The 12,925-nt window shown below is 61.4% G+C and carries 13 protein-coding genes; 4 read left to right on the plus strand and 9 right to left on the minus strand.

The window, feature by feature from the left end:
• Positions 1–2: 2 nt before the first annotated feature.
• Positions 3–2,393, minus strand: a complete 2,391-nt coding sequence (locus GZ093_RS08190; protein WP_296484652.1) for an LPS-assembly protein LptD — start codon at positions 2,391–2,393, stop codon at positions 3–5.
• An 89-nt stretch (positions 2,394–2,482) separates the two neighbouring features.
• On the opposite strand from GZ093_RS08190, the gene GZ093_RS08195 reads away from it, so the two are divergent.
• Positions 2,483–3,571 carry a phosphotransferase gene (locus GZ093_RS08195; protein ID WP_296484655.1) on the plus strand — a complete coding sequence of 363 codons (1,089 nt, stop codon included), beginning with the start codon at positions 2,483–2,485 and terminating at the stop codon, positions 3,569–3,571.
• A gap of 47 nt (positions 3,572–3,618) precedes the next feature.
• Here the strand turns inward: GZ093_RS08195 and GZ093_RS08200 are convergent, their stop codons facing one another.
• The 3 genes from GZ093_RS08200 to GZ093_RS08210 are packed head-to-tail and all read right to left on the minus strand — an operon-like array spanning position 3,619 to position 5,631.
• Positions 3,619–4,152, minus strand: a complete 534-nt coding sequence (locus GZ093_RS08200) for a DUF2946 family protein (protein WP_296484658.1) — start codon at positions 4,150–4,152, stop codon at positions 3,619–3,621.
• A 16-nt stretch (positions 4,153–4,168) separates the two neighbouring features.
• Entirely contained in the window at positions 4,169–5,140 is a 972-nt protein-coding gene (locus GZ093_RS08205) for an alpha/beta fold hydrolase (protein WP_296484661.1), read from the minus strand.
• Between the two features lie 41 nt (positions 5,141–5,181).
• The gene (locus tag GZ093_RS08210) at positions 5,182–5,631 is read right to left on the minus strand and encodes a nuclear transport factor 2 family protein (RefSeq protein WP_296484664.1); all 450 of its coding nucleotides are present in this window, start codon (positions 5,629–5,631) and stop codon (positions 5,182–5,184) included.
• Between the two features lie 149 nt (positions 5,632–5,780).
• On the opposite strand from GZ093_RS08210, the gene GZ093_RS08215 reads away from it, so the two are divergent.
• Genes GZ093_RS08215 through GZ093_RS08225 form a run of 3 tightly spaced genes read left to right on the plus strand, consistent with a single transcriptional unit; the run spans position 5,781 to position 7,838 of the window.
• Positions 5,781–6,368: a LemA family protein gene (locus tag GZ093_RS08215; protein WP_296484667.1), complete on the plus strand. Its 588-nt coding sequence runs from the start codon at positions 5,781–5,783 to the stop codon at positions 6,366–6,368.
• Positions 6,369–6,387: 19 nt separating this feature from the next.
• The gene (locus GZ093_RS08220; RefSeq protein ID WP_296484670.1) at positions 6,388–7,317 is read left to right on the plus strand and encodes a TPM domain-containing protein; all 930 of its coding nucleotides are present in this window, start codon (positions 6,388–6,390) and stop codon (positions 7,315–7,317) included.
• The gene (locus tag GZ093_RS08225; protein WP_296484673.1) at positions 7,317–7,838 is read left to right on the plus strand and encodes a TPM domain-containing protein; all 522 of its coding nucleotides are present in this window, start codon (positions 7,317–7,319) and stop codon (positions 7,836–7,838) included. The genes GZ093_RS08220 and GZ093_RS08225 overlap by 1 nt, the downstream gene beginning before the upstream one ends.
• A gap of 95 nt (positions 7,839–7,933) precedes the next feature.
• Here GZ093_RS08225 and GZ093_RS08230 read toward each other — a convergent pair whose 3' ends face one another.
• Genes GZ093_RS08230 through GZ093_RS08250 form a run of 5 tightly spaced genes read right to left on the minus strand, consistent with a single transcriptional unit; the run spans position 7,934 to position 12,922 of the window.
• The gene (locus tag GZ093_RS08230) at positions 7,934–8,350 is read right to left on the minus strand and encodes a F0F1 ATP synthase subunit epsilon (protein ID WP_296484676.1); all 417 of its coding nucleotides are present in this window, start codon (positions 8,348–8,350) and stop codon (positions 7,934–7,936) included.
• A 34-nt stretch (positions 8,351–8,384) separates the two neighbouring features.
• Positions 8,385–9,809 (minus strand): F0F1 ATP synthase subunit beta, encoded by a 1,425-nt coding sequence (gene atpD / locus GZ093_RS08235; protein WP_296484679.1) that lies wholly within the window; start codon positions 9,807–9,809, stop codon positions 8,385–8,387.
• A gap of 51 nt (positions 9,810–9,860) precedes the next feature.
• On the minus strand, positions 9,861–10,757 hold the full coding sequence (atpG, locus tag GZ093_RS08240; protein WP_296484682.1) for a F0F1 ATP synthase subunit gamma: 897 nt from the start codon (positions 10,755–10,757) through the stop codon (positions 9,861–9,863).
• Positions 10,758–10,787: 30 nt separating this feature from the next.
• On the minus strand, positions 10,788–12,341 hold the full coding sequence (atpA, locus tag GZ093_RS08245; protein WP_296484684.1) for a F0F1 ATP synthase subunit alpha: 1,554 nt from the start codon (positions 12,339–12,341) through the stop codon (positions 10,788–10,790).
• A 50-nt stretch (positions 12,342–12,391) separates the two neighbouring features.
• The gene (locus GZ093_RS08250; RefSeq protein WP_296484688.1) at positions 12,392–12,922 is read right to left on the minus strand and encodes a F0F1 ATP synthase subunit delta; all 531 of its coding nucleotides are present in this window, start codon (positions 12,920–12,922) and stop codon (positions 12,392–12,394) included.
• Positions 12,923–12,925: the final 3 nt, after the last annotated feature.

Genomic DNA, 12,925 nt, shown 5'->3' on the forward strand with positions numbered 1-12,925 from the left:
GATTAATCGTAGTTGCTGAAACGACTGGAAGGGCTGGTGGGCTCTCGCAGATACTGGTAACCGGGAATGTTGTCTTTCAAGGACTTCAAGGGGTTGATGCCCAAGCGGGTGAAACCGACAAATTCAAGCTGGAACATGATGCGCTGCGTCGCCGACGTCGTGCTGGTCTGCAAGCGCTCCAGCACCACCCGACCCAGCCAGCAGCCCGCATCGTACTCAAAACCAAGGATGGAGTCGACCAGCTTGCGTTCATTGAGGCTGTAGTTGAGGCGGCCCACGCTGTACCAGCGCCCGTCACCCTGACCGCGTCCGGCGCCCAGTTCCTGTCCGCGCTCACCCCAGAGATCGTTCAAGGGCCATTGCCAGCCGACATCGAGCTGCTGGCTCAACTCGCGCTGGTAGCGATAGGCCGCGGTCACCACCCGGTAGTGGCCCGGATTGTAGCGGGCACCCATGGTGGTACGGACCGACCGCTTGGTGGTGGGATTGAACTGCACGGTGGAGTCAAAGGCCCATTTCGGGTCCCAGTTGATCGAGGCGCCCAGCAAAATATCGCTGATGCGGTCGGTCGCAGGGGCGTCCGTCGGCAGCAAGGTCACGTTCTGGTCACGAAAGCGCAGGCGCTGCGCCACGCCCAGGCGCGCGGCCTCCGCACCGGTGTCCGGGTCCAGCAGGCGCGTGCTCACACCCAGCGTGAGCAAATCGCTGTCAGATATCCGGTCATTGCCAACGAAGGCGTTGTCGGTATAGATGGTGGCGAAGTTGAAGTCGTGCGCGCCCGAGTCGTAATTGGGCAGCGCACTCTGGTCCCGGTAGGGTGTCTTGACGTAAAACGCCCGCGGCTCCAGGGTCTGCAAAAAACTCCGTCCAAAATAACGGGCCTCGCGCTCATACACCAAGCCACTGTCCACACTGAAGGTTGGCACCACCCGCGTCGCCGACGTGGCTGACTTGAACGGCGCGTCAAACTGGTACTGGGTGGCGTGCAACTGCAGCTTCGGTGTCAGGAAGCTGGCCGCGCCCAGCCACGGCCAGCTGACCTGCGCCGAGGAAAAGGCGCGGTGGGCGTTGGGCTGACCGGTCAGGGCGCTGGTGGACTCGAACCGGGTGTAGTCCGCGTTTACAGCGACATCAAAGCCGCCGATATTGTTGCGGGCGTAACGTGTCGTCAGCTGGGGCAAGCGGTCATATGGCGGGATGATGGGCGAAGTAGCGTCCTGCAACGTTTGCCATTTGAGCGTGCGCACACTGTTGGCAAAATAACCGTTGCTCCAGGTCAGGGTGGCATCACTGGGCAACAGGCGCTGGGTCAGCGAGCCGGACGCGCGGCTGAAATCACGCCAGTAATTGTCGTCACTGACCCGGTTCAGGTTCAGGTTTAGCGCCAGACCGCCGTCGGTCAAGCGGCGCGTCAGGCCGTTGCTGACCTGGCTCTGGTGAAGATAGTTCAGACCCCAGCGGCGGTTGTCACGCAACTGGTCGACAGGCATGAGGTCGAGGCGCAGCTGGCCAGAATAGTCGGCTTCGAGGTAGCGCACCTCGGTGCCCAGATTGACGCCGCGCTTGCTCATGACGGTCGGCGTAAAGGTGGCGTCTCGATTCGGCGCGATGTTCCAGTAGTAAGGGATGCTGAACTCGACCCCGTTGACGGTGTCCAGTCCCAGCGTCGGCGGCATGAAACCCGACTTGCGCTTGTCACTTAATGGAAAACTGAGGTAGGGAATTGGCAGCAGGGGCACCCCCTTGAAGCTCAGCAGCGCGCCTTTGGCCGTGCCCACGTCCTCCTCCTGGTCCAGGGTGATGCTGGCGGCACGCAGAATCCAGTCCGGCAGCCAGCTCGGGCCCGGCAAACGGCGGCAGGTGGTGAAGGTGGCGTTGTGGATGACGGCGCGCTGCGCATCAATGAAGTCGACGCGATCGGCTTCGCCATGCGCGTCATTTTTCAGAAAATAATAACGCGGTTGGTCAAAATACCCCGCAAACGAATCGAGCTTGAGCTCCAGCAGCGGCCCTTCATAGACGTTGCCGGCGCGGTTGATCAGGACACTGCCACTGGCCCGGGCCAGGTCAGTCGGTTGGTCATATTCGAGCCGGTCGGCCTTGATCACGAGGTCGCCGCGACGCAACTCGGCGCGGCCTTCGAGCACGGTTTCCAGGTCTGGACGCCCGAAGATGCGCTCGGCAAAAATGAAGGTCGGCAAGCTGCCGCGCGATGCGGGGTCCACTTGCTCCTGCAGCAAGGGGCTGGTTTTGAGCTGCAGGGGCGGCTCGTCAGACGCAGCCTGAACCACCTGCGCACCGACGGTTGTCCCCTGCAGCAACAGCCAGGCCAGCACGGCCAGCGGGCGCCGGGGGAAACGGGCCGGGGGTGACCTGAATTCAGGTTTGTGCATCAAAAAGCGCATCAGGCAGCGGCGGTAACGAGGGTGAAAGCAGTTGGAAAGAAACGGGGGAGCATTCGGGTTTGTAGAATGGATTATCCATGAGCACCGCCATCCCACCCGAAACCACCCCGGCCAGCGCACCCCTGTGGTCTGACGCGCGGCGCGAAGCCGATTTCAACGCCTGGCTGGCGCGACTGGCGCCGCTGCACGGTCTGGTCATTGACTCGGTGCGCAGCGCCTCCTTTGATGCCAGTTTCCGGCGCTATTTGCGCGTGGACGGCAGCCAGGGCAGCTACATCATCATGGACGCGCCCCCCGACAAGGAGGACTGCCAGCCTTTTGTCAAAGTCGCCCAGTTGCTGCACCAGGCGCAGGTGCATGCGCCCGAGGTGCTCGCGTGGGAGGCCGCCCACGGCTTCATGCTGCTGAGCGACCTGGGCGCACAAACCATGATGCAGGTGATCAACCGAGACGACCCGCAGGCCAACCAGGGTCTGTACCTGCAAGCGGTTGACGCCCTGATTGCCTGGCAATGCGCCTCCACGCCGGGCGTTCTACCCCCTTACGATGAGGCGCTGCTGCGCCGCGAGCTGGAACTGTTTCCTGACTGGTATCTGGCCCGCCACCGCGGTGTTGCGGTTGAGGGCGAGCTGCGGCGCACGCTCGACGACGCTTTTGCGCACATCGTGGCGCACAACCTGGCGTGGCCGAGCGTTTATGTGCACCGCGACTTCATGCCGCGCAACCTGATGGTGGCGCCGCCCGGGGCAGATCAGCGCCTGGGCGTGCTGGACTTCCAGGACGCGGTCTATGGCCCCATCACCTATGACATTGCCAGTTTGATGCGTGACGCTTTCCTGAGCTGGGACGAGGACTTCTGCCTCGACATCACCATCCGTTACTGGGAAAAAGCGCGCAAGGCCGGTCTGCCAGTGGGTGATGACTTTGGCGAGTTCTACCGCGGGGTGGAATGGATGGGCTTGCAACGCCACCTGAAAGTGGCCGGCATTTTTGCCCGCCTGACACTGCGTGATGGCAAGCCGCAATACCTGGCCGACACGCCGCGCTTTATCGGCTACATGCGCGCCACCTGCGCCCGTTACCGCGAGCTCAAGCCCCTGTTGCGCCTGATTGAGCGCGTCGAAGGTCTGGTCGTGGCCGAGGGTTATGCTTTTGGCAGAATTTAAGACAAATCAGGCTCTATCCCGCGTGGTATATGCCTGAGTAGCTACTGTTATTGAAGTAATAACGGACTCGGAACATAATTGAAGCGCATCGGTAAATCAGCACTCAGAACATCCTGCGGCAACCACAAGCCCTGCTCCACCGCGTCCGCCACATAGCCCATGTCCAGGCTGTGCACCAGTCCAAAGCCGGTCGACGTTTCCAGGTAGATCCGTCCCAACTCGTCGACCCAGCAGCGCTGGACCGACGCCGGCCTGCCGCAATGATCCTGGACCGACAAATCCTCATTGACGCGCCAGATCAGCGGCGTGGCTTCCAGTTCAACATAGACGCACTGAGGACCGTTCTGAAAGAACCACTGCCCGCGCGCGTCGCTCTGGTAGTTGCGCCCGATGAAGTCAATCAGTTTGTCGTGCTTGAGCATCGACCCTTTGCTGGGGTGGCTGCCCCCGGCAAATGGCCCCTGCGCCTGCGCGTTCTCGTCGCGCATGAACCAGTTGCCGCGCGCGTCCAGGCCGAGCCAGCCATAGCAGGCGGGCACGTTGGGCCATTTGAGCAAAGCTTGCTTGACGATGTCATCCATGACGAAGGTTCCTGTTTCAGATGGTGTAAATCTGGGCCGCCAGCCAACCCGCCACGGCGTCGGGCATGGCCTGCAGGTTGCCGGGTGGGCGGCCCTGCGCAAAGCCGACGTGACCCCCGTGGGCCGGCTGCCACAGCGTCACCCAGCGGCCCACGTCGGTCGGGAGCGGCAGGCTGCCGGCTGGTACAAATGGGTCGTTCCCCGTGTTCAGCACCAGCGCCGGAATACGAATCTGGTGCAATAGAGGCTTGGCCGAGGCGCGCAGCCAGTAGTCGTGCGTGTCCTTGAATCCATGCAATGGCGCGGTGAAGACATTGTCAAACGCATACAGATCATGGGCGTCACGCAAAGCATCGGCGCTAAACAGGCCCGGATGCTGCGCCAGCTTCTGCATCGCCTTGGGTTTCATGGTGGCCAGAAAGCGCCGGGTGTAGACCCGCCGGTTGAAGCCGCGCCCGATCGCGGCGCCGCTGGTGGCCAAGTCAATGGGCGCACAGACGCTGGCCACCGCGTCCACCAGGCGGGCAGCCTGCTCACCGAATTCTTCGGCCCAGCGCAACAAGGCATTGCCACCCAGCGAGATGCCAACCGCTAGCACCGCACCTTGGTGTTGCTGGCGAAACCGGGCCAGGATCCAGCCAATTTCTTCAAAGTCACCGGAGTGGTAGGCGCGGGGACCGTGATTCAACTCGCCACTGCAGCCGCGGAAGTGCGCCACGGCAAAGCCCCAGTCATGCGCCCGGGCGTAGCCGGCAAAAGCCTGGGCGTAGTGGCTGCTTGATGAGCCCTCCAGCCCATGAAACAACACCAGCAGGCGGCGCCGCGGTGGGCCCGGCAACCAGTCGACATCGATGAAGTCAGCATCGGGCGTGTCCCAGCGCTCACGCCGGTACTGCAAGGGCGCGCCTTCAAGCCGGCGTGCATACAAAGCCGGCCAGATGGTTTGCAGGTGGCCACCGGGCAACCACGCAGGAGCAGCATAATTCATAGCATTCAATGCACAGTGATCAAGGGCTGGAGGCCATTTTCTTAATGAAGCACGGGTGACGCCTCACTGCCGTCTTGCGCCTCGTGTTGCGACCCCGGACTGGCGTGGTGGGCCACCAGGCGCCAACCCTGCGCCGTTCGGTGGTAGACATTGGTGGCAATGACAAAAGCCTGTACCGGGCCGTCCTCGGTCAAGACCTCAATGCACTCGCGCACACTGTGCACCGCGCTGGCCAGCGACTCAATCTTGCGCACGGCTTGCGGCTGCACCCGGAGGCTGCCATGGCTGAAGATGGCGTCAAAAGCAGACCGAATGGCACCCAGACCGACCAGACGCGGTCCGCCCGGATGGACGCACACAATGTCATCCTCATCGGCCCAGCAAGCCATTAGCTTTTCAATGTCACCCGCTTGCAGTGCCGCGTAGAAGCTGGCCTCAATTTCGTCGGCACTGCCGCCGATGGCGGCGGCTTGTTTTTGGGCTTTGGGCATGATGGCCTCGTGTTGCATTGGGGGATGATTTTGCCGTGCTTTGGCCAAGCGGTGGCAGCGGGACCATTGGTGGCCGTCGCACCCACAGAAAGCTCAAGATGGCAATGCGTGTTTATGCTAAGGTTATGCTCTTCAAATTGGAGGTTCATATGACACGCTGGTTCCTGCTTCTGTTGACCGCCCTGTCTCTGACCGGCTGTGGCTATAACGATTTTCAGCGTCTGGACGAGCAAACCAAGTCGGCCTGGAGCGAGGTGCTCAACCAATACCAACGCCGCGCTGACTTGGTGCCCAACATTGTGGCCACCGTCAAGGGCGAGGCTGCCTTTGAGCAGGAGACGCTGACCCGGGTGATTGAGGCGCGCGCCAAGGCGACCTCGATCCAGGTGACGCCCGAAACCTTGAACAACCCGGAGGCCTTCAACAAGTTTCAGGCGGCGCAGGGCGAGCTGGGTTCGGCCTTGAGCCGCTTGATGGTGGTGGCTGAGCAGTACCCCAATCTCAAAGCCAACCAGGGTTTTTCGGATCTGCGCGTGCAGTTGGAGGGCACCGAGAACCGGGTCACCGTGGCGCGCAACCGCTATATTCAGGCGGTGCAGGCCTACAACGTGCTGGCGCGCAGCTTCCCCAGCAACCTGACTGCCATGGTCTTTGGCTACCAGCCCAAACCCAGCTTCAGCGTACAAAACGAGGCGTCCATATCAACGCCGCCCGTGGTTGATTTCAACAAGAAATAGTTTGGCGCCCGTCGCACCAATGCGTGCCATTTTTCTGCTGCAGAGCGGGTTCGCGCCACTGCGTCGACTGGGGCGCTGGCTGCTGCTGGTCTGCCTGGGCGGGCTGATGCTGCTGTCCCACGCGCAGGCGCAGTTGGCGGTGCCGGCACTTACGGGCCATGTCATCGACAGCACCGGCACCTTGAGCGCCGCGCAGCAGCAGCAGCTGGAAGCAAAACTCACCGCGTTTGAGCAGAGCCGTGGCACCCAGCTGGTGCTGCTGCTGGTGCCAACGACGCAGCCCGAGGACATCGCCAGCTACGGCAACCGGGTCGCCAACAGCTGGAAGATCGGGCGCACGGAGATTGGCGACGGCCTGCTCCTGATCGTCGCGAAGGACGACCGCCAGGTCCGCATTGAGGTCGCCAAGACGCTGGAAGGCGCCATTCCCGACTTGGCCGCCAAGCGCGTCATTGAGCACGCCATCACGCCGCGCTTCAAACAGGGTGATTTCGTTGGCGGGCTCGACGCTGCCGTCGATCAGTTGATGGCGCTCGTGACCGGTGAAGCGCTGCCCTTGCCCGCAGCGGCTGACCAGGGCGGGCGGGCCGGTTTTCAGTGGACGGACCTGGCCATCTTCATGTTCTTTGCCGTCCCGGTGCTGGGCGGCGTGGCGCGCAGCGTCTTGGGTAACAGGCTGGGCTCCTTGGCCACGGGTGGCGTGGTGGGCGGCATCGCCTGGTTTGCCACGACCAGCCTCGTGCTGGTCGTGCTGGCGGCGATGGCAGCGTTCCTGTTCGCGCTGTTCTCGGGATCAATGCCCACCAGTGGGCGCGGTAGCGGTCGCCATGGCGGCTGGGGTACGGGCTCGGGGGGCGGTTTTGGCGGTGGTGGATTTGGTGGCGGTGGTGGCTTCGGCTCGGGTGGCGGTGGTGACTTTGGTGGCGGCGGCGCTTCGGGAAGATGGTGATGCTGAGCCGGCTCAAGCGCATTTTCAGGCACCGCTGGGTCGATGACGCGGCCACCCAGCACGTCATCGCGCCTGACCTGCTTGAGCGCCTGCAGCAACGGGTGGCGGCAAGCGAACAACGCCATTCAGGGGAGGTCCGCATCTATATCGAGGCCGGGTTGCCGCTGGGCCACCTGTGGACCGATGCGCCAACGCAGCAAATCGCCCGCCAGCGCGCGCTGGACCTGTTCAGCCAGCTGCGCGTCTGGGATACCGCTGCCAACAACGGCGTGCTGATCTACCTGCTGCTGGCCGAGCATGAGATCGAGATTGTGGCTGATCGGGGCTTGAATGAACGGGTGGAACCCGCCTTTTGGCCGGCCTTGGTGACGCGCATGAGCGGCGCTTTTAAGCAGGCGCAGTTTGAAGTAGGCCTGACGAATGCGTTGGCTGAAGTGTCCGCGCTGCTGGTGCAGCACTTTCCGCTAGTCGCCAACAAGGCGAATCCGAACGAACTACCCGACGCGCCGATATTGAATTGATTCGGTGCAAGCCCAGAAAGCAGCAAAGCCCGGCTCCTTGCGGAGGCGGGCTTTTCATGTTGGGCCGGTAAGAACGGCCGCCAGATGGCAATCCGTTATTTTTTCTGCCGGTACTTGCGCAACGCCGCAATTTGCGCGGCCATGACGGCCAGTTCAGACGTCGCCCGTGCCAGGTCGATATCGGTCTTGGCATTCTTCATGGCTTCTTCAGCGGCCAGTTTGGCGGCATTGGCCTTTTCTTCGTCGAGGTCCTTGCCGCGAATGGCGGTGTCTGAGAGGACCGTGACACAGTTAGGTTGCACTTCGAGCAGGCCGCCGGCGACAAAGACAAATTCTTCGCTGCCGTCCGCTTTTTCAATGCGCACCGAACCCGCCTTGATGCGCGAGATCAACGGCGTGTGGTTCGGGTAAATGCCGAGTTCACCCACTTCACCGGGCAACACGACGAAGCGCGCCTCGCCAGAGAAGATGGACTCTTCGGCACTTACCACATCAACGTGGATGGTATTCATGGGGCTCCTTCTCAATCAGTTGGGGACCGGGCCCTTATATTTTCTTGGCTTTCTCGAACGCTTCGTCGATGGTGCCGACCATGTAGAACGCCTGTTCCGGCAGATGATCGCACTCGCCCGCCACAATCATCTTGAAGCCGCGAATGGTTTCAGCCAAGCTAACGTACTTGCCGGGCGAGCCGGTGAACACTTCAGCCACATGGAACGGCTGCGACAGGAAACGCTGGATCTTGCGCGCACGCGCCACCGTCAGCTTGTCCTCTGGTGCCAACTCGTCCATGCCCAGAATCGCAATGATGTCGCGCAGCTCTTTGTAGCGCTGCAAGGTGCCCTGCACCGCGCGCGCCGTCTCGTAATGGTCCTGCCCGACCACATTAGGGTCGAGCTGACGGCTGGTCGAATCGAGCGGGTCCACAGCCGGGTAGATACCGAGCGAGGCGATGTCACGGCTGAGCACCACGGTGGAATCCAGGTGGGCAAAGGTGGTGGCAGGGCTTGGATCGGTCAAGTCATCGGCAGGCACATAAACGGCCTGAATGGACGTGATCGAACCCACCTTGGTGGAGGTGATGCGCTCTTGCAATCGGCCCATTTCTTCGGCCAGCGTCGGCTGGTAGCCCACGGCGGAAGGCATCCGGCCCAACAGCGCCGACACTTCGGTGCCGGCGAGCGTGAAACGGTAAATGTTGTCCACAAAAAACAGCACGTCTTTGCCTTCATCGCGGAAGGACTCGGCAATGGTCAGACCGGTCAGGGCCACGCGCAGACGGTTGCCCGGGGGCTCGTTCATCTGGCCGTACACCATGGCGACTTTGGACTCGCCCAGGTTCTCCAGGTTCACGACGCCGGAATCGGCCATTTCGTGATAGAAGTCATTGCCTTCGCGGGTCCGTTCACCGACACCGGCAAACACCGACAAGCCGGAGTGTGCCTTGGCGATGTTGTTGATGAGTTCCATCATGTTCACGGTCTTGCCCACGCCAGCGCCACCGAACAAGCCGACCTTGCCGCCCTTGGCAAAGGGACAGACCAGGTCGATCACCTTGATACCGGTTTCCAGCAGTTCCTGCGACGGGCTGAGCTCGTCATAGGTTGGTGCGGTGCGGTGAATCGAGGAGTATTTTTCAGCGTTGACCGGGCCACGCTCGTCAATCGGCGTGCCCAGCACGTCCATGATGCGCCCCAGCGTGGCGGTACCGACCGGCACCATGATCGGGTGCGCGGTGTTGGACACCATCAGGCCGCGGCGCAGGCCGTCGGAGGAACCCAGCGCAATCGTGCGCACGATACCGTCGCCGAGTTGCTGCTGGACTTCCAGCGTCAATGACGAGCCTTCGAGCTTGAGCGCGTCATAGATCTTGGGCATCTTGTCGCGTGGAAATTCCACGTCAACCACTGCGCCAATACATTGAACAATTTTTCCCTGAACGGCGGCGTTCGTTTGTGTATCTTGAGCCATTTGGCTTTGCTCCAATCAGTTTGAATCTTGCTAGCGGACTGCGTTGTTGGCCTAAGCCCCGATCGCGGCAGCCCCGGAGACGATCTCGGACAATTCCTTGGTGATCGCGGCTTGTCGGGTCTTGTTGTAGACCAGCTTCAATTCGCCAATCACGCTGCCCGCGTTGTCGGTCGCCGCCTTCATGGCGACCATGCGGGCCGCGTGTTCCGAAGCCATGTTCTCGGCGACGGACTGGTACACCAGCGCTTCGACATAACGCACCAGCAGGTCATCAATGACTGCCGGCGCGTCGGGTTCGTAGATGTAGTCCCAGCCATGCTTGGTGCCAGAGGCGGTGTCGCTGGCCCGGGCCTCGGCTTGCATGCGCGCAGCCGACAAGGGCAACAACTGCTCCAGCACCACTTCCTGCTTCATCGTGTTGATGAACTTGGTGTAAGAGAGGTAAACCGCACTGATCTCACCGCGGGAGTAAGCATCGAGCAGCACCTTGACCGGGCCGATCAGGCGCTCCAGATGCGGCTTGTCGCCGAGCTGGGTCACATGCGACACCACCTTGGCCCCGATGCGGTTGAGAAAACCAAAGCCCTTGTTGCCGATGGCCACGGTTTGCGCCGTCATGCCCGCAGCCTGCAGTTCGCGCAGCTTGTTGGTCACGCTGCGCAGCACGTTGGTATTGAGGCCACCGCACAGCCCCTTGTCGGTCGTGACCACAATCATGCCCACCACCGGGGCTTCATTGGTCTTCATGAAGACATGAATGTACTCAGGGTTGGCCTGGCCCAAATTGGCAGCGATGTTGCGCACCTTGTCTGCATACGGGCGGGCTGCGCGCATGCGTTCCTGGGCTTTGCGCATCTTGGACACGGAGATCATCTCCATGGCCTTGGTGATCTTCTTCGTGCTCTCGAAGTTTTTGATCTTGCCGCGTATTTCCTTGCCTGTTGCCATAAAGACTCCTTCGCTTGGGTTTCAGGGGTCTTAAGCGAAGGTCTTTTTGAAGGCTGCGGTGGCGGCGTTCATTTCGGCTTCGGCGGTTTTGTCCATGGCCTTGTCGGCTTCCAGCTTGGCCAGCAACGCAGCGTGCTTATCTTTGAGGTAGCCGTGCAGGCCGTGCTCAAAGGCCAGCAGCTTATTGACAGCGATATCGTCCAGGTAGCCATTGTTCACCGCGAACAGCGTGGCGCCCATCAAGGAAATCGGCAGCGGGCTGTACTGCGCTTGCTTGAGCAATTCAGTCACGCGGGCACCGCGCTCCAACTGCTTGCGGGTCGCTTCGTCCAAATCCGAGGCAAACTGCGCGAACGCGGCCAACTCACGGTACTGAGCCAAGTCGGTACGGATACCGCCCGACAGGTTCTTGATCAGTTTGGTCTGTGCCGCACCACCGACGCGCGACACCGAAATACCGGCGTTGATGGCGGGGCGGATACCTGCGTTGAACAGCGAGGTTTCCAAAAAGATCTGGCCGTCGGTGATCGAGATCACGTTGGTCGGCACAAAGGCCGACACGTCACCGGCTTGGGTTTCAATGATCGGCAAGGCGGTCAAAGAACCGGTCTTGCCCTTCACGGCACCCTTGGTGAAGTCCTCGACATACTTTTCATTGACGCGAGCGGCACGTTCCAGCAGGCGGCTGTGCAGGTAGAACACGTCGCCGGGGTAGGCTTCACGGCCTGGCGGGCGACGCAGCAACAAGGACAGCTGGCGGTAAGCCACTGCTTGCTTGGACAGGTCGTCATACACAATCAGCGCGTCTTCGCCGCGGTCGCGGAAATACTCGCCCATGGTGCAGCCCGAGTAGGCGGCAACGTATTGCATGGCGGCCGACTCGGAGGCGGTAGCGGCCACCACAATGGTGTATTCCATGGCGCCGGCTTGCTCCAGCGAGCGCACCACGTTCTTGACGCTCGAGGCCTTCTGGCCGATCGCGACATAAACGCAGGTCATGTTCTGACCTTTTTGGTTGATGATGGCGTCAATCGCGACCGCGGTCTTGCCGGTCTGACGGTCACCAATGATCAGTTCGCGCTGACCACGGCCAACCGGCACCATCGAGTCGATCGACTTCAGGCCGGTTTGCATCGGCTGGCTCACCGACTGGCGCGCAATCACGCCGGGGGCGACCTTTTCGATGACGTCGGTCATCTTGGCGTTGATCGGACCCTTGCCGTCAATTGGCTGACCCAGCGCATTGACCACGCGGCCTTTGAGTTCGGGGCCGACCGGCACTTCGAGAATACGGCCGGTGCACTTGACGGTATTGCCTTCCGAGATGTGCTCGTAAGCACCCAAAATCACGGCACCGACCGAGTCACGCTCCAGGTTCAGCGCCAGACCGTAGCTGGGCTGGCCCTCGGCGTCAGCCGGGAATTCAAGCATTTCGCCCTGCATCACGTCCGACAGGCCGTGAATGCGGACAATGCCGTCGGTCACGGACACCACGGTGCCCTGGTTGCGAATGTTCGCCGTGGCTGTCAGGCCTTCAATGCGGCTCTTGATCAGTTCAGAAATCTCTGCGGGATTGAGTTGCATGACTCTTTCCTTCTTTCGTTAAATGGGCCCGACAACGAGAGGCGTATGCCTCAGGCGGTCAATGCCACTTTCATTTGTTCCAGACGGGCTTTGACAGAAGTGTCAAGAACCTCGTCCCCCACCACCACGCGAATGCCACCGATCAATTCAGGTTGCAATTGAACCGACACATTGAGCTTGCGCGCAAAGCGCTGTTCCAGCGTTGCCGCCAGATCGGCCAGGGCCGCGCTGTCAATGGCAAACGCGCTGTAGACCACCGCGTCCGAAGAACCACTTTGGGCGTTCTTCATCGCACGAAACTGCGCCGCGATTTGCGGCAAGGCACTCAAGCGCCCGTTTTCAATCACGGTGCGCAGAAAGTTCTGTGCCATCTCTGGCAAAGGCCTCTGGGCGACACCCGCAACCAAGTCAAACACCTGCGTGGCTGTGACGTTCGGGTTGTCGGAGAACTGAAGCAATTGCGGGTTCTTGGCAATCGCTTCGAGTTCTTCGACCCAAAGCGCCGCAGCGTTGAGGTCGGATAGCGAAGCCTTGAACAAGGCTTCGGCGTAAGGGCGTGCAATAGTGGCGAGTTCAGCCATGGT

The sequence above is a fragment of the Rhodoferax sp. genome (assembly GCF_010365055.1).
Lineage (GTDB): Bacteria > Pseudomonadota > Gammaproteobacteria > Burkholderiales > Burkholderiaceae_C > Rhodoferax.